Raw genomic sequence first — 22750 nt, 5'->3', positions numbered from 1 at the left:
TTTTAGCCTATGTTTTAAGGAAGCTTTAGGTTTTTTTTAAGGAAATTTTAATCTGTCGCTTTGTTGGCTAATTGCCCACAGGCAGCATCAATATCACCTCCACGGCTTCTTCTGACCATTACCGTAATTCCTGCATTTTCAAGCTGACGAATATAGTTTTCTTCCGCCTGTTTGTTGCATTGGTCATACTTTCCATCCCCAATTGGGTTGTATTGAATAAGGTTTACTTTGGAAGGAACCTGTTTGCAATATTTGATTAAAGCTTTAATATCTTCGTCTCCATCATTGATTCCTTTCCATACGCAGTATTCAAAAGTAATGACAGAACCTGTCTTTTGATACCAGTACTGAAGAGACTCCATAATATCCGTTAACGGGAATTTATCAGAGAAAGGCATAATCTCATTACGCTTGGACTCGATAGCTGAGTGAAGAGATAAAGCCAGCTTCACACGCAGTTCATCATCTGCAAGCATTTTGATCATCTTAGGAATACCGGATGTAGAAACGGTAATTCTTCTTGGAGACATTCCCAATCCTTCCGGCTGGGTAATTTTTCTGATGGCCTCCACTACGTTTTTGTAATTCATCATGGGCTCTCCCATACCCATGAATACGATATTGGAAAGCGGTCTTTCAAAATACATTCTACTCTGGCTGTCAATCAGGGCAACCTGATCTACAATTTCAGCAACTTCAAGGTTTCTCATCCTTTTCAGTTTGGCTGTAGCACAGAATTCGCAGTTTAATGAGCATCCTACCTGTGAAGATACACAGGCTGTGGTTCTTGTTTCTGTAGGAATAAGAACAGATTCCACCATCAGACCGTCATGAAGTTTCACGCCGTTTTTGATGGTTCCGTCAGAACTTTTTTGAAGAAGATCTACGGAAACAGGATTAATGGTATATTCTTCTGAAATTTTTTCACGAAGTGATTTCGAAAGATTCGTCATTTCATCAATCGAATGGAGGTTTTTACTCCATAGCCAGTCATAGACCTGCTTCGCACGAAACGGCTTTTCTCCTAAAGATACAAAGTAGTCTTTAAGCTGGTCTAGTGATAATATACGGATATCTTTCATTGTAAGGTTGTAGATTATAGGTGGCAGGTGGCGGATAACTACTACCTGCCACCTTTTACCTATTATCTTTTTTATAGAATTAACATTGCATCACCGTAAGAATAGAATTTATACTTTTCTTTTACGGCTTCTTCATAAGCATGCATTACAAAATCTCTTCCTGCAAACGCTGCAATCATCATCAATAGGGTAGATTTCGGCGTGTGGAAGTTAGTAATCATTGCATTAGCTACTCCAAAATCGTGAGGAGGATAAATGAATTTATTAGTCCATCCGTTGAATGCAGAGATTTTCTTGTTTGAAGAAACAGAAGTTTCCAAAGCTCTCATTGTTGTAGTACCTACTGCACAAACTCTTCTGTGAGTATCTACTGCTTTATTGATAATAGCAGCATTTTTCTCATCAATGATGATCTCTTCAGATTCCATTTTGTGTTTAGAAAGATCTTCTACTTCAATTGGGTTGAAAGTTCCTAATCCTACGTGAAGGGTAACTTCAGCAAAATTGATTCCTTTGATTTCTAATCTCTTCATCAAATGTCTTGAGAAGTGAAGACCTGCTGTAGGTGCAGCAACCGCTCCTTCCACTTTTGCATAGATCGTCTGATATCTTTCTGCATCTTCTGGTTCTACTGCTCTTTTGATATATTTTGGAAGTGGAGTTTCTCCTAATTCTTTTAGTTTTGTTCTGAATTCGTCGTAAGAACCATCGAATAAGAATCTTAATGTTCTTCCTCTTGAAGTTGTATTATCGATAACTTCAGCTACCAAAGACTCATCTTCTGTGAAGAATAATTTGTTACCAATTCTGATTTTTCTTGCTGGATCTACCAAAACGTCCCAAACTCTTGTTTCTTTATCAAGCTCTCTTAATAAGAAAACTTCAATTTTAGCACCTGTTTTTTCTTTATTTCCGTAAAGACGAGCAGGGAAAACTTTTGTATTGTTGAAGATAAACAAATCTTCTTCATCAAAATAATCCACTACATCCTTGAATAATTTGTGCTCGATAGTTTGTGTTTTTCTATCAAGTACCATTAATCTGGCTTCGTCTCTGTGCTCTGATGGGTGTTCTGCTAATAATTCCGCAGGAAGATCAAAATTAAAATCTGATGTTTTCATTTTTTAAATTACGGTTTAAAAATTATTGAAATTACAAGGTGTAATTTTCGGAGTGCAAATATACGACATTGGATACCCCTTTGTCAAGTATTATTTACAATCAAATATAAAACCGTGATTTTACGGGGATTTCCAAGGTATAAAAAGAGTATTTTTGGAAAAATTTAAATTCAATATGGAATCTGTAAGTAAAATATACTTCCTTGATAATCCGTACCCTAACGGTCATGCCATTGAAACATTCAGTTGGAGTGGACGAATAGACGAATATGGATTTATCTGGTTTGATTTTCATTTAAAAACAGAAAATTATTACGCAAATGATAATGAAAACAACGAGGAAGGAGATGAAGACCTGCCTGACTGGGACTCCAAAATCGTATGGGGAAACTATCATGCCTGTACTTTATCCTCAAATTATTGGGGCGAACAGAGAGGAATCAGGATCAATAACCTTGATGAAAAACTGGATTTTGAAGCTGTAATTAAAAATGATCTTTTCAGCAACGATCTTCCATCTGAACAACATTTTGATGATGATGATCTTGCTTTCAATATTTACCTGCTGGGGCATGACAGCTGTGCAGACCATCAGATCCGGTTTTCAAAGACAGCCAACAATCAATATGATATTACATGGACCGGTAAAATAGCCTTGACCTATACGGGTGATGATGAATTTTCACATGAATTCAAAGCACAGATCTTCAATGTGAAGTTTGAAGGCTTTCATTATCCTAAAACCTGGTCAGTAGAAAAAGCAACTGAAATATTCAAAGCAAAACTTGCCCACTTTGAAGAATACGAATTTGTAGATCTGAATCCTAAAAGTAACAAAAGAGAGTATAAACTCGACAAACTAAAACAATAACACTATAAAAACAACAAATTAAAAATTATCACTATGAGTAAATATTCGATAGAAGCATTTATCAACGAAACAAAGGAGAATCCACAGCAAAGAGATTATTTTGAACTGGAAACGAAACACCTTCTGGAAATCAACCTTAATAATCAGGCAGTATGGACGAAAAGAGGAAGTATGGTAAGTTATGTGGGTAATATCAATTTTGAAAGACAGGGAATGCTGTCCGGAGGAATTGGAAACCTTTTGAAGAAAGCAATCAGCGGAGAAGGAGCCAAGTTGATGAAAGCGGAAGGTTCCGGAAAACTCTATGTAGCAGATTCCGGAAAGAAAGTCCGTATTCTGTATCTGAATAATGAATCTGTGTGTGTGAACGGAAATGACGTTCTTGCCCACGAACAAAGCGTAAAAAGTGATATTACGATGCTGAAAAGTATTGCAGGAATGATGTCTGGAGGACTTTTCCAGGTAAAACTTTCAGGAACGGGGCATATTGCCATTACTACTCACGGAGATCCTTTAACTTTACTTGTAACTCCTGACACTCCCGTATTTACAGATCCTAATGCTACTGTTGCATGGTCCGGAAACCTAAGTCCTGAACTCAAAACCAATGTTTCATTCAAAAGCCTTATCGGAAGAGGAAGCGGCGAAGAGTTCCAGATGAAGTTCTCAGGACATGGGTGGGTACTGATTCAGCCTTATGAAGAGGTATACTATACGGAAAAATAAAACAGACCAAATTCAGAAGTGATTTAAAATATTCGTAATAATTAAAATTTGCAGCTCATGAATACTCTTATCAAGTTATTTTTTGTGATCGTACTACTACCTAATGTAATGATTGCTCAGACTTCAAAGAAAAATTACGAATACAATATAGATCTTCTTCATATGTCTAATGATGAAGTCCGGGTATCTTTTTCGCCCCCAAAGAATAATCTTAAACAGGGCAAATTTATCATTCCAAAACTGGTACCCGGATTTTATCAGGCTATGAATTTCGGACAGTATGTTTCTGATTTCACAGCCACGGATAAAAACGGTAAGAAAATCATAACCGAACGCCTGGACAAAAACAGCTGGATGGTGCATGATCTTAGCCGTGTAAAGAAAATATCATATCAGGTAGCTGACGGATGGGACTCTCTGGAAAAAGAATCTAATGAAGCCCGATCTGCCGGCAGCATGTTTATAAAAGACAGCGTTTTTGTCATCAATTATAATTCTTTAGTAGGATATTTTGAAGAAATGAAAGATATTCCCTATCAGATTACCATTACAAAAAACAAGGATTTCTATGCTTCCTCAGCCTTAGACTATAAACAGAAAAATAAAATCACAGATATGGTTTGGGCAAAGGATTACCGGGAATTGGTAGACTCTCCTGTTTTATATTCTGTTCCTGATACCACATGGCTCAAAATAGGCCATACCAAAGTACTTGTCTCATTCTACAACAAAAAAGAAAGGAATTATTCCAAAACGATTGCCCACGAAATAGAAAACATTCTGAAAAATCAACAGGCATATCTTGGCGGAACATTACCAGTCAACAAATACGCATTTCTGATTTATTATGAATCTTCTAATGAGAATGGATTTTTGGGTGACGGACTGGAACACTCCCACTCTACAGTGTGTCTGTACCGCTCCGGAAGCATGAAGTTTCTGCCGAATGCTTTGAACAGGGTTGCTTCCCATGAGTTTTTCCATGTCGTTACGCCGCTTAATATTCATTCAGGAGAAATTCAGCATTATGATTTCCTGAATCCTGTTATGTCTAAACATCTTTGGCTATACGAAGGGATGACCGAGTATGCCACTATCCACATGCCTATCAAACAAAAAATGATCAGTCTGGAAGATTTTGAAAAAAGTCTGGAAGAAAAGATCAGAGGCATGAAAGCATTTGACAATACCCTGTCTTTTACAGAAATGAGTAAAAAATCCATGGAAAGACAGGATCAGTATATGAATTTTTATCTGAAAGGAGCTTTACTTGGATTGTGTCTGGACATAAGACTAAGAGAGCTTTCTAACGGAAAAATGGGAACCCAGGATCTGATGCAGATGCTCATGAAAAAGTATGGAGCGGGTAAATATTTTAATGACGATGACCTTTTCGATGAAATTACCAAAATGACTTTTCCGGAAATTCGTACATTTTTCAGAGATTATATAGAAGGCACACAACCTATTCCTTTAAAAGAGTACCTGGAAAAAGTAGGTTTCAACTATGATGAAGCCACTGGAAAAGTAACTTCTCTACCCAATCCTGATGTAAAACAACTGGCTTTAAGAAAAGCTTGGATCAATCAATAAATTTTCATGCAGATAACAATTCAGGTAAAAAAAATAAATTGAAAAAAAAATAGAAAAAAAGTGAAAATTAACAACCTATAATTCAATAACTTAAAAACCATTTAACTTTAAAATCCAACAACCCTCAAATTCTTACAAACAGTCTCCCCTTCTTCATCCTCCGATTCTCCATCACCTTATCGGGATTTACAAAAGTTTTTATATATTTAAGAAAAAAAATAGATGGACAATAGTAACTCCCGCAGAAATTTTCTTAAGACAGCAGCTCTAGCAAGTTTTGGGGCATTGGTTTTACCCAATTCTTTATTTGCTTATTCCCATGATTTTAAAACAGATAAAAAAGTCCGCGTCGGTTTTATCGGCGTAGGTCTTCGTGGTCAGGAACATGTAAAATTACTGGCAAAACGTAATGATGTAGAGATTGTAGCATTTGCAGATCCAGAGAAAAAAATGCTTGCTGCGTCTCAAAAAATCTTAAAAGACAATAATAAACCAGCTGCTCAGGAGTTTTCCAACGGAGAACATGACTATCGAAATCTTCTCAAATTAAAAACAATAGACGCTGTTGTAATTGCTACTCCATGGGAATGGCATCTTACACAGGGTGTAGAAGCAATGCGTGCCAAAAAAATTGTAGGTATGGAAGTTTCCGGAGCCATCAAACTTGAGGACTGCTGGGAATTTGTAAAAGTATACGAGGAAACGAAAGTTCCTATCTTTATGATGGAGAACGTATGTTACCGAAGAGATATCATGGCCATCCTGAATATGGTCCGCAAAGGGATGTTCGGGGAATTAGTACATGGAAGAGGCGGTTATCAGCATGATTTGAGAGGAGTTCTTTTCAATGATGGTGTTACCCCTTATAATTCCGGCGCTGAGTTCGGAGAAAAAGGATTCAGTGAAGCGAAATGGAGAACTGAGCATTATGTAAAACGTAACGGTGAGCTTTATCCTACCCATGGTTTAGGCCCTGTGGCTATGATGATGGACATCAACAGAGGAAACCGATTAACAAGACTATCTTCATTTTCATCAAAATCTGTAGGACTTCACAAGTATATTGTTGAACATCCTAAAGGTGGGGAAAACCATCCAAGTGCCAAAGTAAAATTCAACCAGGGAGATATCGTAACCACTCAAATAGCATGTGCTAACGGAGAAACCATCCTTCTGACTCATGATACAAGCTTGCAGCGACCTTATGACCTTGGCTTCAGAGTTCAGGGAACTGAGGGATTGTGGCAGGATTTCGGATGGGGGGATTTCAACCAGGGAAATATTTATTTTGAAAAAACAATGAATCATACCCACCGTTGGGACAACACAGAAAAATGGATGAAAGAATATGATCATCCGATATGGAAGAAATTTGAAAATACTGCTGCAGGAGCCGGACATGGCGGAATGGATTTCTTTGTGATGAATACTTTTATTGAATGTATCAAACGAAATATAGAATTCCCGATGGATGTATATGATCTTGCTTTATGGTATTCGATTACGCCATTGAGTGAAGAGTCTATTGCCAAAGGGGGCCAGGTGGTTGATATCCCTGATTTCACCAATGGAAAATGGAAAACCCGTAAACCTGTATTTGGAATGACTGATGAGTTCTAAAAAGACATTACTCATATTAGCAGGCGGATTAGGCAGCCGATACAAAGGGCTCAAACAGGTGGATGGAATACTCAATAACGGTTCTCCGATTCTGGAGTATTCTGTCTTTGATGCTTTGGAGGCCGGTTTTCAAAAAATAGTTATTATTGTCAACAAACTGATTCCCGAAAGTTATATTGAAAGGCTCAACAGCATTTCAAAAGATAAAAATTTTGAACTTCATTGGGTATATCAGGAGATAGACAGTATTCCTATTTCACTGGAGGGCTTTGATTATCCTGATCGTGAAAAACCTTGGGGAACTGCTCATGCTGTTCTTTGTGCCAAATATTCGATACAGGAGCCGTTTGTGATGATTAATGCGGATGATTTCTATGGAAAAGAAGCCTATCAGCTGGCAGCTCATGAGATTAACCATCATCATATTTCAGATATACAATTAGGAATGGTTGCCTATCCTGTAGGAACAACATTGAGTGGAAACGGAGCTGTTGCAAGGGGAATTTGTACATTGGATACTGAAAATTATCTGATCAAAGTTGAGGAACAAACTTCTATTCAAAAAATAAATAGCTCAATCATTTATATTAAAAACGGAGAAAATATAAAACTGGATCCGGAAACATTGGTATCCATGAACTTTTTTATTTTTCATCCTCATATTTTCTGTTATCTGGAAGCCTATTTTTATGATTTCATTGAATCTGATCCGCTGCCTAATCAGGAATTTTACATTCCTTCTGCAGTACAAAAAATGATGAACGAAAACAGAGTAAAAGTAAAGGTAAAGACCTCTCCTTCCCAATGGATGGGAGTTACTTATGCCGATGACAAAAAGGAAATTATAGATTTTCTGACCTCAGAGATTAAGAACAACAGATACCCGGAAGATTTATGGAATTAAATGACATTATTAATGAGTTTATTGGTACAGATAATTATGAACTCACTTCTATTACGGACGGATTGATCAATACAACCTATCTTTTGGAAGATAAAGATCAGGCAAAAAAGTTTATCCTGCAGAAAATCAACAATCATGTTTTCAAACAGCCGGAAGTGATTGTCAATAATCATTTAATGGTTAATGAAATTCTCAAGGCAAATGATTATCAGTTTCAAATTATTGAGCCTATCCTCTCTCGAAACAACAGGCTCTTGGTAGAAGATGTAAATGGCCAGCCGTGGCGAATGCTGAGTTTCGTAGAAAACAGTATGACCTTTCTTTCCGCTCCCTCTTTACAAGTGGCTTTTGAAGCAGCTAAAACTTTCAGCTATTTCCTTACCACCATCAATACTGAAAAACTGCCGGCCATAGAAGATTCTCTTCCTAATTTTCTTAATTTTGAGAAAAGGGTTGCAGATTATAAAAATGCATTAAAAGATGCGGCTCCCCATTTAAAAGAAAATGCAAAGACTGAAATAGAAATCACCAACCAGTTTTTATCCTTGCCTGATCAATGGATTGAAATGGAAAAAACCAATCAAATTCCCAAAAGAATTATTCATGCCGATGTAAAAATCAGTAATATTCTCTTCGATCAAAATCACCAACCGTTGGCTGTGATTGATCTGGACACCATGATGATTTCTACAATTTTGTATGATTTTGGAACAATGATCCAGTCCTATACCAATACAACCCATGAGGATGACGGAAATGCCACAAATAATTTCGATCCCGAAATGTATAAGGTTGTAAAAAAAGGTTTTCTGTTTTATTTAAAAGAAAAACTGACTCCAACAGAATCCGAGAATCTTGATTATGCAGCACAAGTCGCCATTTATATTCAGGAACTTCGTTTTTTAACGGATTATCTGAACGGAAGTACTTACTATTCTATCACGCATCCTGAGCACAACCTGGATAGGACAAAAAACCAGCTGGAGCTGTTGAAAGGACTACGGGAATACTTGGAAGGTGAATGATTTTTAAATTCTTATTATTTGGACTAAAATTACATACGACATTTAGATTCCTTCGGAATGACAAACAGAGTGCTTTATCTATCTCTACAATTTGTCATTCTGTAGAAATCTAGCTTTATCCTCTAAAACTCTTCCACTCTCAAACCAAAAATTCAAGAATTTCCTTCCATTCTTCCAGCTTTTTTTCAAAAGAAACGGTATGAAGCGGGCTTGTAGAAGGCAATAGAAAAATGGGTAATCTATAGTTTTTTCCTAATAGTTTCTGTAAATTTTTGTAAGATTTTCCACCATTGCAAAAAATGGCTTTTACATTCGGGTGTTCTTCCAGCAGTTCTGCAATCTGATTGGCTTCTTCATTCCTGATTTCAGAATCCAGGCTTCCTTTTCTCTCACAGGAATCGATGACATCCCAGAGCGCAATATGATGTTTCCTGATGGTTTCTATTCTTTGCGTGTAATCATCTGTGAATTCTTCGTTCAGCAATTCAAAAATAATTTTCCAGAATTTGTTTTGAGGGTGACCATAATACTGCTGCTTTTCTAATGATTTCACACCGGGAATCGAGCCTAAAATTAAAACTTCAGATTGGGCATCAATAAGGGGTGGAAATGAAGAGATACGGTTTTGCATATTCAAATATAGAGATTTTATTACTTGTAGATTAGGAAGCCGGAAGAGGAAGGCTGGAAGCTAGTCAGATTATTCATTATAAAAAAAACGGGCTAAAGCCCGTTTCTATTGATCATAAATTGTTGTTTGTCTTATAAAGTTTCCTTCAACCAATCGAAGAATTCTCTCTGCCATACCAATCCGTTTTGTGGATGAAGTACCCAGTGATTTTCGTTCGGGAAGTAAACCAGTTTAGATTTTAATCCTCTTAATTTTGCAGCCTGGAAAGCTTCCTGCCCTTGCTCGTAAGGAACACGGAAATCAATTCCTCCCTGAACAATCATGATTGGCTTGTTCCATTTATCTACAAAGTTGCTTGGGTTGAATTCTGTATACGCTTTTGGCTGTGGTTTTTCCCACGGAGAACCAAGATCCCAATTGGCAAACCAAAGTTCCTCAGTCGTCAGATACCAGGATTTCATATCAAATAATCCATCGTGAGCAATGAACGTCTTGAATCTGTTCTCATGGATTCCTGCCAGCATAAATACACTGTATCCACCGTAACTCGCCCCTACAGCGGCTACTCTGTCACCATCTACATATGGTAAAGTTTTCGCAAAATCTGTTGCTGCCAGATAATCTCTCATCGGCTGTCCGCCCCAGTCTCTTGAAATTTCTTCGTTCCATTTTGTTCCCCAGCCCGGCATACCTCTTCTGTTTGGAGCCACTACGATATAATCATTGGCTGTCATTAAGGCAAAGTTCCATCTTACGCTGAAAAACTGAGTAAGAGCAGACTGTGGTCCACCCTGGCAATATACCAAAGTAGGATATTTTTTGTTTGGGTCAAAGTTTGGTGGATAATGGAACCAAACTCCCATTTCTTTACCATCTGAAGTTTTTACCATTTTAAGTTCAGATTTCCCTTGAGCTAACTTAGCATAAGCTTCTTTGTTAGCTTCAGTCACCTGCTTCATTTCTCCATTTTTAACGTTTACAGAGAACAATTCTGTTGCATGGTTTACATCAGTTCTTCCTACTAAAAGTGAAGATTTATTGTCTGTAAAGATTTCGTTAACGTCAAAATCACCTTTGGTAATCTGCTGTACTTTTGCTGATTTTGAATCCAGCGAGAAAAGCTGTTTTGTTCCTCTGAATGCTGCTGTAAAGTAGATCGTTTTTGAATCTGCACCCCAAAGTACATCTCCTGAAACACTTTCGTCCCATCCTGATGTAAGGTTTGTGGTCTTCCCTGACTTCCAGTCCAGGATTTTCACATCATTCTTATCTGCTTCATACCCATCTCTGGCCATGCTCTGCCAGATTAAAGATTTTCCGTCCGGGCTGAATTTTGGGTTTAGATCATATCCTTTGTTGGATTCTGTAAGGTTTTTGGTTGTACCTGATGCCAAATCGTAAGCAAAGATATCAGTATTGGTACTTGTAGCGTACTCTTTTCCGCTTTTAGGTTTTGTAACATATAAAAGCTGTGCAGAATCCGGGCTCCAGATAAAGTCTTCAGCACCTCCGAAAGGTCTTTGAGGAGAATCCCATGTTTTCCCTTCCAGAAGATCTTTAGCCCCATCTACTTTATCAGAAGTATTCACTACAAATACGTGGTTGTATTTTCCTTCATTGAAATAGTCCCAGTGTCTGTGGTTAAGGTCTGTATATACCTGAGCTGTAGTTTTAGGGGTATCACTGAATTTGTCTTTCCCCATCACTTTTTCTACCAATACCTGCTTACTGAAAGCAATTTTCTTTCCGTCCGGAGAAATTACAACATTATCAGCTTCACCGATGGTATAAAATTCTGTCCATGTTTTCCCTGCATCTTTAGAAAGATAGATTTTATCTCCTTCCTGAGCATAGATTCCGTTTTTATCCCATTGAATAAGGGCTTTTTTACCGAAATCAATTTTGGAAGACTGATTATTAAGAACATTCAGAAAATAGTTCTCGTTTTTTGTTTTTTCTGTTTTCAGATCTACCTGTCCTACTTTATAGATAAGAGAACCCTGATCTGGTGAAACTGCCTGTACTCCAACTTTTTTCAAAGTCCAAAGAATTTCAGGCGTCATTACTTGTTGTGCATTCATTAAAAGCGGAGCTGCCAAAGCCAGCAGACTGTACTTAAGTTTCATATGTTGATATTCATTTTTAACGGATCTATGGAATCCTATTGATTTCAATACACCCTTTTATTAAATTCAAAGATTGCCAAAGTTAATATTTAAAATAAAAACGGACGAAAGAATTAACAATTAAGTTTCCTAAAGTTGAAAAATAAATAACTTATTTATGACTGAATTTCATTAATTTTACAAAAAACAAACTAATACCCATTTTATATGAAAAAATTTCTACTTTTTTCTTCATTTTTTATATCCTCATTCATTTTTTCGCAACTAACGATAAGTCCTTTTCCTAATCATTATTATAATCCTTACCAGGCTACTATTTCGGGAAACGGAACTATTTACTATACTACAGATGGAAGCACTCCAACGCTGAGTTCGAGTTCAGCAGTCAATAATGTGCAGATTTCTATTGATCAGAATAAAGAAATCAAGGCATTTCTTGTGAACGGACAGGGAAGTTCTTCAACTGTAATCAGTAAAAAGTATTATACAGGGAGTATTCCTACGGCGACTATTTATTTTAAAATTCCATCTACATGGGCTACCGGAAGCTGTGTAATAGTGGATATGGTGAGCCCCAATTCCATCGACGGGTTTGCAATGGATACATTCTGGCCGGGAGTTGTAATGCAGCCAGCAGGATGCGAATCATGGTATAAAGCTACCAGAAATTTTGAAAGTGCCAATGTACGTTTTAACAATTGTACTCTTTTTGAGAATATTCCTGCGACCATCAGTACCAATCTAATTCCGATGGGAAGTACTATCTATTATGATTTTACGGACGGAGTGATAACAACTCCACCATCATGTCTGTTTTTATCAACTCATGAAACACTGCCAAAAAACAACAGTGTTTTGATCAAAGTTTACCCGAATCCTGTTTCAGAAATTTTAAAGATAAATACGGATCAGAATTTTCAGGAATATGAGATTATAGATGTAAATGGAAGGATCATTTTAAAGAATCAATTTGTAAAGGAAATTGCAATTAATCAACTTATTTCAGGAAATTACTTTCTAAAGCTTAAAGATTCAAAAGGAGACTTAGTTTTACTGAAGTTCATCAAAAAATAAAAAACCGCTCAATGAGCGGTTTTTTTTATTACGATATGTTATGTTTTAATTAATCTCCATCTGAGAACATTGAGTTCGCAAGGGAAGTTACGATTGACAATAATATACTGAAGATAAATGCCCACCAGAAACCATCTACTACCATACTATCTATAAAGTAGTCTGCAATCAGGACAATTCCAGCATTGATCACCAGAGCAAAGAACCCTAAGGTAAGAATGGTCAACGGAAGTCCAAACAGACTTAAAATAGGCTTTACAAATATGTTAAGAACCCCTAGCACAATAGCAAAGATAATGGCTGAGGAAAATCCTTCAAAATGTACTCCCGGTAAGACTTTAGTTAGAAGATAAGCAACAATTGCTGTTACAAATAATCGGATAATTAAGTTCATTGAGTTATTTTTTTAATGTTTATATGGAGTATATGGAGCAAAAGCCATTCCATTTCGAAAAAAAGAATTCTTTGAAACCCTTTATTTAAGGAATATTTTGCCACTTATTCCCCTTAATATCTTATTTTATTTTCATCATGGTTACTAATGAAGTGGCTACATGACTTTCAGAATCAGAGCCTTCGGTTTGAACATAGATTTCCGTTCTTACCACCACAATTTTTCCTCCGCCTTTGATAACATAGGATTTTGAAACCAAGGCATCTCCCATCGCAGGACGAAGATAATTCACCTTCAGCTCAACAGTCACAACATAACAGTCTTCCGGATAATGGCTCACAGCTGCATACCCTGAAGAAACATCCACTAAAGAGGCGATCATTGCTCCATTGAACATTCCTGCTTTTCTGGTCATCATTTCCATTTTAGGAATTTTCATGGATATAAAATCGGTTTCTACTTCCAGCAGTTCTGCTTTATAGAATTGTAGGGTTTCCGAACGTCCAAAGCTGTCTGTAATGAGTTTCTTTTTTTCTGGTGTCATGAATTTTATTTTAAACAAAGGTAAGTGCTATCGCGTTTTTGATCCCAATAATCCCGGAAATTTTTATCAAAAAACCGTTTCACCTAATGCGAAACGGTTTCTTTCAGGGTTTTAAACCTTCTTACACAACAAACGATAACTTTTCAGATGAGTCTGACGCTTTCAAATGATGATCTTCTTTGATCATATCAGCTGCTTTTTCACCAATCATAATGGTAGGTGCATTGGTATTTCCGGAAACCACATCCGGCATAATGGATGCATCTGCAACTCTTAATCCTTTTATTCCATATACTTTTAGTCTTGGATCCACTACAGAATAGCTGTCGATTCCCATTTTACAGGTTCCTGTCATATGATGATAGGTGGAGCATGACTTTTTAATGTAGTCAATCACTTCTTCTTTTGTTTTTCCTTCTCCTGGATAAATTTCACCGTCATTCCATTCTTTCATAGCTTCTGTCTTTCCCATTTCACGGCATATTTCAACGCATGTATAAAGGGCCTCCAGATCAGATTCTTCAGAAAGATACATAGGATTAATTTCTGGTGATACAGAAGGATCAGAAGAAGTCAGTCTGATGTATCCTTTACTGGCAGGTCTGATAAATCCTGCACAGAATGTAAAAGCTTTTTCTGGTCCTGTGAATCCAGGGCTGTAATAAGGAAGCCCCATGAATAAAGGCTGCAAGTCCGGGAACGCCATTTCTTCTTTGCTTTTCCAGAATAACTGAGCTTCCAGCAGATTGGCTTGCGGAGCAGGGATTTCTTTTTTAGCTTTAAAAATAACGCTGGTCAAAAGGTGATCCTGGAGGTTTTTCCCAACTCCTTTCAGGTCTTTTACCACTGCAATTCCTACAGATTCCAGTTCTTCTTTATCCCCAATTCCAGAAAGCATCAGAAGTTTCGCAGATTCAATGGTTCCACAGGATACAATGACTTCTTTTTCAGCTTCTACTTCTATTAATTTACCGTCTTTCAAATACTGAATTCCGATACATTCATTTCCTTCAAAAATTAATTTCTGAGCCAAGGCATTGGTATGAATATGTAGATTGGTACGCGATTTCACAGGATCTAAGAATGCTTTTGCTGTTGAGCATCTCTTTCCGTCTCTTCCTGCAGTCAGATGATTAAGACCCGCTCCCCATATTTCTTTGTTAAAATCATCCGTCAAAGGATAACCCAGTTCTTTACAGGCTTCAATAGCACTTATTGAAATAGCATTTGGATGTTTGATACGGCTCACAAAAAGCGGTCCTTCTCCTCCATGAGTTTTGTCTCCACCATCTTCATGGGTTTCAGATTTTTTAAAGTAAGGCAAAACACTATTCCAGTCCCAACCCAGGCATCCTTTATAAGCCCAATTATCATAATCCTGCTGATGGCCTCTGATATAGATCAATCCGTTGATAGAGCTTGAACCTCCCAATGTTTTACCACGAGGCCAATATCTGGTATTTCCTCCTGCATATTCCTGCACTACGGTATGATATGCCCAGTCTCTTTCTGTATTCCATACAGCAGGCCATCCTGACTGCTCCTGTACTTCAGCAACTTTATCATCAGGACCTGCTTCCAAAAGGAGTACATTTATATTTTCGTTTTCACTTAATCTATTAGCTATTACAGCTCCTGCCGAACCGGATCCGACAATTATAAAATCGTATTTCATGTGTTTTTTATTTGTTTTATTTTTTGATGCTTATTACTTTGGGAACTGTGACTGCTTTCAATCCTTCAATTCCGAATTCTACTCCATAACCGGATTGTTTTGCTCCTCCAAATGGTACAAACGGGTGAATCGCTCCATGCTGATTGATCCAGACTGTTCCTGCTTCCAGTTGTGCTGCCAATTTCTGAGCTTCGTCAATATTATCACTCCAAACAGAAGCTCCCAATCCGTTTTCTGAATCATTGGCCTTGCTGATGGCTTCTTCCAATGTTTTATATTTAATGATTGGCAACACCGGACCGAACTGTTCTTCGTCTACAATTCTATCTCCATTATCTACATTTCCAACTAAGGTTACGGGAATGAAATATCCTTCCAGATCAGGTTTTTGTCCTGTAAATATAAAATCTGCCCCGATATTTTCAGAATCACGGATCAGATCCTGAATTTTGTCGTACTGCATTTTATTCTGGATAGGTCCCAGAACACTGGTTTCATCTGCTCCGTTGCCCATAGGAATATTGGAAGAATAATCTGCCAATGCCTGAACTACTTTTTCATAATCGTTTTCATGAACGTATAATCTCTTTAAGCATGCACAGGTTTGTCCCATATTCAGGAAAGCCCCCCAGAAAATATTATCAATATGTTTGGAGACATCAAGTCCCGGTAAGATAATTCCTGCATCATTTCCTCCGCATTCAAGGGTTAATCTGGCCATATTTTTAACAGAAGCTTCAATGACTTTTTTACCTGTGGCAATTGAACCTGTGAACATAATTTTTCCAATTTCCGGATGTGACGTAAGGTAACCTCCTACTTCTCCTCTGCCAGTTATCACCTGTAAAATATCCTCAGGAAGCACACTATTGATCACTTTTATCAATTCTAAACTACAATAGGTAGTATATTCCGAAGGTTTGATGATCACCGCATTTCCCATTCTGAGTGAAGGAATAATCTGCCAGATGGCAATCATCAACGGCCAGTTCCAGGGAGCAATAGCAGCTACTATTCCAATCGGGTTTCTGTATAAAATATCTTTTCTGGTTTCATCTTCAAAAACAATTTCTTCGGGTAAGTCCAGTGATGCCGGAACTTGTGTCCAGCCTACACAGGCTTGCATTTCGAAATTGGCTCCAGGACCATTAAGCGGTTTTCCCTGTTCGCGGGTGATCCATTCTGCAAGGTGTTTTGAATTTTGCTGTAAAGCTTCTGCAACTTTTAATAAAATTTCTTTTCTTTCTGCATCCGGCCTTGCTGCCCATCGTTTTTGGGCTTTTTTTGCTTTCTCAATTTTAGCATCAATTTCCTCGCGTGAAGTATTGGCAACTTCCCCTATAACCTCTAAGGTAGAAGGATTTAAGGATAAAAACTGAGTATCTGGAGTATAGGTTTCTTTGGCTACCGATGTATTTTCCATTGTTTTAAATTATTTTGTATTTTACGTAGTTCGAAAATGGCAATAACATGATATAAATCATTTACCTATTCTCTATTTTTTTTAACCTAAACTCTATCTATCATGGAAAAGATCGAAGAAAGAACTGTTTTCAGCATTCCTTTTGGTGAATTGAATGTATTTGAAACGAATGTAGTTTGTCATGATTTTCCTTTCTTTTTTGAAAAACCTGTCATCACGCTTATGCTGAGTGGCAATAAGATCATTCGCAGTGAGGACGAGACGTTTGAGTTTAATGAAAGAAGTGTATTTATTCCGCCCTGTAACAAGGAATTGAGCATAGATATTCACCCTGTTTTCAAAGAACCCACCAAATGTCTTGTATTAAATATTGAGCAGGAATATATTGACAGTGTATTCGCTGAAGTGATTGAAAACTGGCATCCGGATTGGGACAGAACGGGCATTATGATGAAAGAAAATGCGGTGAAAAAATTCGTAAGTTCGGATGAATCTTTATGGAGAAGCCTTACTAACCTTTATAACAGAAGAATTGACGGAAATCTCCACGGTACCTCAGATTTTCTTTTAAGCTTAAGCCTGAAAGAACTGATTTATGAGTTGATGAAAACCAATGCAAAACATATCCTTTTGTATTCTGACAAGACAGGAAGTGTACAGAATGGTTTGCAGGAAGTGGTTCATTTTATCAAAAACAATTACAAAGAACCGATTACCATTAAGAAACTGTCTGTAATCGCAGGAATGAGTGAGGCCAATTTGTTTAAAAAGTTTAAGCATTCCTACAACTGTACTCCGGTAGAATATATTATCCAGCTGAGAATAGAACATGCCAAACAGCTTTTGATCAGCAATCCTGAAATCGGAATTAAAAATATATGCTTCGAATCCGGTTTTAATACGCTTGAATATTTTTATAGAAAATTCACCCAGATCACAGGAAAGTCTCCGAAAAAATTTAAAATAGATTGATGTTATTAGGGCTGAAAGATGGGAGAAAGGAAGATGGAGGTTAATATTGACCATCCATTTCTTGTAATTATCATTATTAAATAAAGTAATCATCTTATGTACTGTAAAAAAGTATTCATTGTTGTAAGCCTTCTCTTATGCTGTATTTTTCATACGCAAACTCTGCATTTGTATGGCGGTGCGGATCAAAAAGAATATCTAGGATGCTTAAACTGTGACAATTTTGATAAAAATTCGATATGGAATAAGTTCAGTGATTACGGGAATGTCTTCAGTTCAAAATCCATCTGGAACGCTTATGGAAACTACGGAAGTACATACGGCCCCTATTCACCATGGAATTCTTATACTTCTTATCCTCCGGCAATCCTGGATCAGGATGGGAATTTCTTTGGATTTCTTACGTTGAATCCTTATCAATCTGACAGGTCTGAGCTAGAACTGGCTTTGATTTTATGTAAGCATCATGAAGAAATTAAAAGTGATGTTGGCGGTTGGTATGAAAAGTTATTCCGGTAAACCACCCTGTCAGCTGCAATGTGCGGAATGACAAACACAACGTTTAGTCTATCCGTACAGCTATAGTTTGGCTGGAAAAACGCAAAGTCGCAAATTGTTCCCAAACTATATGTTTTTAAGGCGCTAAGGTTTTATCTCCTATAAAATGGATTATTGCTTTGAATTTACAATGAAAATTTATTTAACTTTCCTATTATTGAATTCAAAAAAGAAATTCCTCCATTATGTTGAATGATTACAAAAAACACGAACTGTTCGGAAAGACTCTGATACAGAAAATTGATTTGAAAGGTCCATTCAGATACGATTTCCCGGTCTCGGAACAAGCCTGCTTTCTGTATGTTCTTAAAGGTGAGTTTCAATATAAAACGGATGAACAGGAGTTTAATGTTCCCACGAATTATTCTCTGTTTCTCAATTGCATCACTTCCGGAAAGTATATTCAGAATTCAGGGTCCGAAGATCATTGTGAAATTGTGATCGTTACTTTTTACCCGGATATCCTTAAAAAAATCTATGACAGGGAATTACCTTTATTGCTGCAAAAACCAGCCAATATAGTTTCAAATAAATCCAATGAGAAAATAAATAATGATTTTCTGATCCAAAAGTATGTAGAAGGGCTGCTTTTTTATTTTGAAAATCCTTCCCTGGTAAATGAAGATATATTAGTTCTTAAATTAAAGGAAATCCTGTTGCTACTGGCTCAATCACAGAATGCTGATTCTGTACAGCTGATTCTATCACAGCTTTTTTCCCCAACGACTTATTCTTTTAAGCAAATCATTGAAGAGAATTTATTTTCACAGCTAACGATTGATCAGCTTGCAGAGCAAAGTAATTTAAGTATATCATCCTTCAAAAGGGAATTTGCAAAGTTATATAATGATACTCCAGCCAGCTATATAAGAAACAAAAAACTTGAAAAAGCGGCCGAATTGCTGCTGATATCGGATGAACGTATTACTGATATCGCATTGGACTGCGGCTTCAATGATCTGGCTACTTTTACAAAAAACTTCAGTGATAAATATCTTGTCACACCTTCAGGCTACCGTCAGGAACGGAAAGAAAAATAATTGAAACCTATTTTATGATACGGGCGTTCCTTATTTCGATAAGGAATTTTTTTTTGGACCAAAATCTCAAATTCTTGAACTAAATCACAAAGTCATTTTTGTGTTTCTATCGCAAATTTGTACCATCAGTTTCAGGCAATACAAATATACCTGTTGCTCCAACTGAATAAGTATACATTTAAAATAATATCAATATGAATCTATCAAGTTTAGGAATTTTTCATACCATCATTGGCATCACAGCACTTGTGGGTGCCATTATAGGGTTTATCAAATATGGTAAAATCAATCTGGCTCAGCCGTCAGGAAAAGTATATTTTTATGCTACAGCCGTTACTTCTCTAACCGCTTTGGGTATCTCCAAAAACGGAGGTTTTAATGCAGGACATGTATTTTCTTTGTTTATCATCGTGTTGATCTCTGTCGCTTATTTTCTTTTTGTTAATAAAAAAGAAGTTAGAAAAGCCAGATATTTTGAGAATTTTCTGCTGTCATTCAGCTTTTTTCTATCGCTTGTTCCCACTATTAATGAGACTTTCACAAGAGTTCCAATTAGGCATCCTTTGGCTAAAGATATCAAAGATCCGATCATTGGGCAGACTCTTCTTATCATTTTCCTGCTTTTTATTGTTGGATCTGTTTTTCAGTTTATGAAGCAGAAAAAAAAGAATGTTGAAATTTCACGATGATAGGGTATTCAAAAAACCGTAAAACCACCCCGTCAAAAATTCAAAGAATTTTTGCCACCCCTCCGAAAGAGGGGAATTTTTACGTCTTTAGTTGGAGTATTGGAAGCCCGGATAACGATTGTATAGAAAAGGATAAGACGGGATTCCTGTGGAATGACAAATACAATGCTTAGTCTATCTATATAATTTATCACTTCGTAGGAATCTCTGTATAATTTGGTTGGAAAACGCAAAGACGCAAGTTTTGTCCTGAGCTTTATGTTTTTAAGGCGCAAGGATTTTATCTCCGATAAAATATAATAATGTCAAAAACCGAATCACCAATCTGTGTGAAGTTGTTATCATTATTTTATTATCTTTGATAGAATGCTTATCTCATTCCAATATAATAAGCAGCGTATACAAAAAACTATAGCGTTTGACTGCCAGTCAAAAGGTCATGGGTTCGAATCCCGTATTCTCCACTTAATAATTCTAGTAAACGTATCTTTTCAAATGGTAATTGACGATGTGTATCAAATATACTGTTGATTAGCTAAGTTGTGTCTGAAAGTTATCGCTCAAAGTCAAAACACCTTCTGCAATGGCTTCCGGATGTGTGGTAAAGCCCTTTAATTTTGAAGTCTTTCCTTTTAAAACAAGGTCTAAAAGTTGTTTATCTGATAATTTTTTTCCAAAAATTTCAAAGGTAATTTTAAAGCCACAGTTTTTGAAATCGGAGCAGCCTACAGCAGTTTTTCCTTTGATCAGATTGTGTTCTTTACATTTCGGGCATTTCGTTTCTTCCCAGGACTGAAGTTCTTTTTTCTGTGCAGGTTCTCTTTTTTTCTTCTCCTTTACTTCTTCTTTCTCTTCTTCCTGAAGGGTAATGACTTTTCCTTTTCCATACACTACTTTCTCAGTCAGTTCGGTCACCATCTGGATCAGTTCTTCTTTGAAAAGATTGGCTTCATACTCTCCTTTTTCAATTTTACGAAGTTTGGATTCCCATTCCCCGGTAAGCTCCGGGCTTTTTAAAAGTTCGTCCTCAATGGTATCAATCAGCTGGATTCCGGTTTGGGTAGCGATCAGGTTCTTTCTTTTCTTCTCGATATATTTTCTTTTGAAGAGGGTTTCGATGATGTTCGCACGGGTGGATGGCCTTCCGATACCGTTGTTCTTCAGCATTTCACGCAGTTCTTCATCTTCTACCTGTTTCCCGGCAGTTTCCATCGCTCTCAGTAATGTTGCTTCAGTATAGGGTTTTGGAGGTGTTGTTTTTCCCTGGTGGATCATTGGATCGTGGGGTCCGGTTTCTCCTACAGTAAATTCAGGGATGGTTTGTTCTTCCTCTTTTTCTTTTTCCTTATCGGTGGTTTCTTCTTTAGGTTCTTTGGCGTAAACGGCTCTCCATCCTGCTTCAAGAACCTGTCTTCCACTGGTTTTAAAAGGAATGGTTCCTACTTTACCTTCTACCAAAGTATTGGAAATTTTACATTCCGGATAGAATACAGCAATGAAGCGTTTTGCAATCAGATCATAGATCAGTTTTTCTTCCCTGCTCAGATTCTGGGAAGGTGGAATTTCTGTAGGAATGATCGCATGGTGATCCGTTACTTTTGTATCATCGAAAACGGCTTTTGATTTCGGAATCGGAGCTTCCAGTAGCGGAGCAATTAGATCCTGGTAAGGATACATTTTTTGAAGGATACCAGTTATTTTCGGATATAAACTCTCGGATAGATAGGTAGTATCAACACGTGGATAGGTTACGTGCTTCTTTTCATAAAGACTCTGGATATAGTTCAACGTATTTTCTGCTGAATATCCGTATTTTTTATTGGCTTCCACCTGAAGTCCGGTCAAGTCGAAAAGTCGTGGATTTTTTTCTTTTCCTTCTTTAATTTCGAAAGAAACGATCTCAAATGGATTTACTTTAAGATATTCCAATCCTTTTTCAGCACGTTCCAACGTTTTTAAACGGTCAATCGCTGCATTGAAAATCACGTCACGATACTTGGTTTTCAGTTCCCAGTATTCTTCTGTGGTAAAGGCATCAATTTCTTTCTGACGCTGTACCAGCATGGCCAATGTAGGAGTCTGCACCCTTCCAATGGAAAGAACAGCTTTATTCCCACCAAATTTCTTGGTAAAAAGTCTCGTAGCATTGATTCCCAATAACCAGTCTCCTATGGCTCTGGCATTTCCAGCCAGATACAGATTTTTATAATCTTCTGCAGGTTTTAAACTTGCAAAACCTTCTTTAATTGCATCTTCCGTCAATGAAGAAATCCATAAACGCTGGATAGGTTTATTACATTTTGCTTTCTGTAATACCCAACGCTGAATGAGTTCTCCCTCCTGCCCGGCATCCCCGCAATTAATAACCTCATCACATTCTTCAACTAGTCTTTCAATTACTTTAAACTGATTTTCAACGCCTTTATTCGGGATCAGCTTGATTCCAAAGCTGTTGGGAATAATGGGTAATGAAAAAAGGTTCCAGGATTTGAACTGTGGACCGTAATCGTGAGGTTCTTTCAGCGTGCAAAGGTGTCCGAACGTCCATGTTACGCAATAGCCGTTTCCTTCCATATAGCCTTGTTTAGGCATGGTAGCGCCCAATACTTTAGCAATATCTCTGGCAACACTGGGTTTCTCGGCAATACATAATTTCATGAACTCGGGTTTATTGAAGGAGTG

20 protein-coding genes are annotated in these 22750 nt (G+C 37.2%); 11 read left to right on the top strand and 9 right to left on the bottom strand.

From position 1 onward, the window contains the following. Positions 1 to 47: 47 nt before the first annotated feature. Together rlmN and queA are read right to left on the bottom strand one after the other, a co-directional pair. On the bottom strand, positions 48 to 1082 hold the full coding sequence (rlmN, locus tag ACM6F9_RS06555; RefSeq protein ID WP_105704467.1) for a 23S rRNA (adenine(2503)-C(2))-methyltransferase RlmN: 1035 nt from the start codon (positions 1080 to 1082) through the stop codon (positions 48 to 50). A 71-nt stretch (positions 1083 to 1153) separates the two neighbouring features. Continuing rightward, positions 1154 to 2203, bottom strand: coding sequence for a tRNA preQ1(34) S-adenosylmethionine ribosyltransferase-isomerase QueA (queA, locus tag ACM6F9_RS06550; protein ID WP_105704468.1), 1050 nt, complete (start codon positions 2201 to 2203; stop codon positions 1154 to 1156). Between the two features lie 154 nt (positions 2204 to 2357). On the opposite strand from queA, the gene ACM6F9_RS06545 reads away from it, so the two are divergent. From ACM6F9_RS06545 to ACM6F9_RS06520, 6 genes are all read left to right on the top strand, one after another. Next, positions 2358 to 3074, top strand: a complete 717-nt coding sequence (locus tag ACM6F9_RS06545) for a hypothetical protein (protein WP_414844945.1) — start codon at positions 2358 to 2360, stop codon at positions 3072 to 3074. 33 nt (positions 3075 to 3107) lie between these two features. Continuing rightward, positions 3108 to 3800 (top strand): AIM24 family protein, encoded by a 693-nt coding sequence (locus ACM6F9_RS06540; RefSeq protein WP_414844944.1) that lies wholly within the window; start codon positions 3108 to 3110, stop codon positions 3798 to 3800. A 57-nt stretch (positions 3801 to 3857) separates the two neighbouring features. After that, positions 3858 to 5393 carry a peptidase M61 gene (locus ACM6F9_RS06535; protein ID WP_414844943.1) on the top strand — a complete coding sequence of 512 codons (1536 nt, stop codon included), beginning with the start codon at positions 3858 to 3860 and terminating at the stop codon, positions 5391 to 5393. Between the two features lie 222 nt (positions 5394 to 5615). Continuing rightward, a complete protein-coding gene (locus ACM6F9_RS06530; protein ID WP_414844942.1) occupies positions 5616 to 7013 on the top strand; it encodes a Gfo/Idh/MocA family protein in 1398 nt (465 codons plus the stop codon). Then, a complete protein-coding gene (locus tag ACM6F9_RS06525) occupies positions 7003 to 7917 on the top strand; it encodes a nucleotidyltransferase family protein (RefSeq protein ID WP_414844941.1) in 915 nt (304 codons plus the stop codon). The genes ACM6F9_RS06530 and ACM6F9_RS06525 overlap by 11 nt, the downstream gene beginning before the upstream one ends. Continuing rightward, complete coding sequence (locus ACM6F9_RS06520; protein WP_414844940.1) at positions 7908 to 8942, top strand: phosphotransferase enzyme family protein; 1035 nt, start codon at positions 7908 to 7910, stop codon at positions 8940 to 8942. The genes ACM6F9_RS06525 and ACM6F9_RS06520 overlap by 10 nt, the downstream gene beginning before the upstream one ends. A 139-nt stretch (positions 8943 to 9081) precedes the next feature. Here ACM6F9_RS06520 and ACM6F9_RS06515 read toward each other — a convergent pair whose 3' ends face one another. Beyond that, complete coding sequence (locus ACM6F9_RS06515; RefSeq protein ID WP_414844939.1) at positions 9082 to 9573, bottom strand: DNA-deoxyinosine glycosylase; 492 nt, start codon at positions 9571 to 9573, stop codon at positions 9082 to 9084. A gap of 131 nt (positions 9574 to 9704) precedes the next feature. Beyond that, a complete protein-coding gene (locus ACM6F9_RS06510; RefSeq protein WP_414844938.1) occupies positions 9705 to 11699 on the bottom strand; it encodes a prolyl oligopeptidase family serine peptidase in 1995 nt (664 codons plus the stop codon). 207 nt (positions 11700 to 11906) lie between these two features. Between ACM6F9_RS06510 and ACM6F9_RS06505 the strand changes: the two genes are divergently transcribed. Continuing rightward, on the top strand, positions 11907 to 12773 hold the full coding sequence (locus ACM6F9_RS06505) for a chitobiase/beta-hexosaminidase C-terminal domain-containing protein (RefSeq protein ID WP_414844937.1): 867 nt from the start codon (positions 11907 to 11909) through the stop codon (positions 12771 to 12773). A 49-nt stretch (positions 12774 to 12822) separates the two neighbouring features. Here the strand turns inward: ACM6F9_RS06505 and ACM6F9_RS06500 are convergent, their stop codons facing one another. The 4 genes from ACM6F9_RS06500 to ACM6F9_RS06485 all read right to left on the bottom strand — a co-directional run bounded on the left by ACM6F9_RS06500 (position 12823) and on the right by ACM6F9_RS06485 (position 16809). Then, entirely contained in the window at positions 12823 to 13167 is a 345-nt protein-coding gene (locus ACM6F9_RS06500) for a phage holin family protein (RefSeq protein ID WP_414844936.1), read from the bottom strand. A gap of 121 nt (positions 13168 to 13288) precedes the next feature. After that, a complete protein-coding gene (locus tag ACM6F9_RS06495; RefSeq protein WP_089690417.1) occupies positions 13289 to 13711 on the bottom strand; it encodes a PaaI family thioesterase in 423 nt (140 codons plus the stop codon). A gap of 121 nt (positions 13712 to 13832) precedes the next feature. Beyond that, positions 13833 to 15386, bottom strand: coding sequence for a GMC family oxidoreductase (locus ACM6F9_RS06490; RefSeq protein ID WP_414844935.1), 1554 nt, complete (start codon positions 15384 to 15386; stop codon positions 13833 to 13835). 16 nt (positions 15387 to 15402) lie between these two features. Then, positions 15403 to 16809 (bottom strand): aldehyde dehydrogenase family protein, encoded by a 1407-nt coding sequence (locus tag ACM6F9_RS06485; RefSeq protein ID WP_414844934.1) that lies wholly within the window; start codon positions 16807 to 16809, stop codon positions 15403 to 15405. Between the two features lie 102 nt (positions 16810 to 16911). Here ACM6F9_RS06485 and ACM6F9_RS06480 point away from each other — a divergent pair, with 102 nt between their 5' ends. From ACM6F9_RS06480 to ACM6F9_RS06465, 4 genes are all read left to right on the top strand, one after another. Then, positions 16912 to 17781: a helix-turn-helix domain-containing protein gene (locus ACM6F9_RS06480; RefSeq protein ID WP_414844933.1), complete on the top strand. Its 870-nt coding sequence runs from the start codon at positions 16912 to 16914 to the stop codon at positions 17779 to 17781. Positions 17782 to 17877: 96 nt separating this feature from the next. After that, positions 17878 to 18300 (top strand): hypothetical protein, encoded by a 423-nt coding sequence (locus ACM6F9_RS06475; protein ID WP_414844932.1) that lies wholly within the window; start codon positions 17878 to 17880, stop codon positions 18298 to 18300. A 224-nt stretch (positions 18301 to 18524) separates the two neighbouring features. Next, positions 18525 to 19379 (top strand): helix-turn-helix domain-containing protein, encoded by an 855-nt coding sequence (locus tag ACM6F9_RS06470; protein ID WP_414844931.1) that lies wholly within the window; start codon positions 18525 to 18527, stop codon positions 19377 to 19379. 194 nt (positions 19380 to 19573) lie between these two features. Beyond that, a complete protein-coding gene (locus ACM6F9_RS06465; protein ID WP_414844930.1) occupies positions 19574 to 20068 on the top strand; it encodes a hypothetical protein in 495 nt (164 codons plus the stop codon). A 531-nt stretch (positions 20069 to 20599) separates the two neighbouring features. Here the strand turns inward: ACM6F9_RS06465 and ACM6F9_RS06460 are convergent. Next, positions 20600 to 22726 carry a DNA topoisomerase 3 gene (locus ACM6F9_RS06460; protein WP_414844929.1) on the bottom strand — a complete coding sequence of 709 codons (2127 nt, stop codon included), beginning with the start codon at positions 22724 to 22726 and terminating at the stop codon, positions 20600 to 20602. Positions 22727 to 22750 lie beyond the last annotated feature (24 nt).

The organism is Chryseobacterium sp. IT-36CA2 (genome assembly GCF_949767875.1).
GTDB lineage: Bacteria > Bacteroidota > Bacteroidia > Flavobacteriales > Weeksellaceae > Chryseobacterium.
This window is presented reverse-complemented; position numbering and strand designations above follow the sequence as displayed.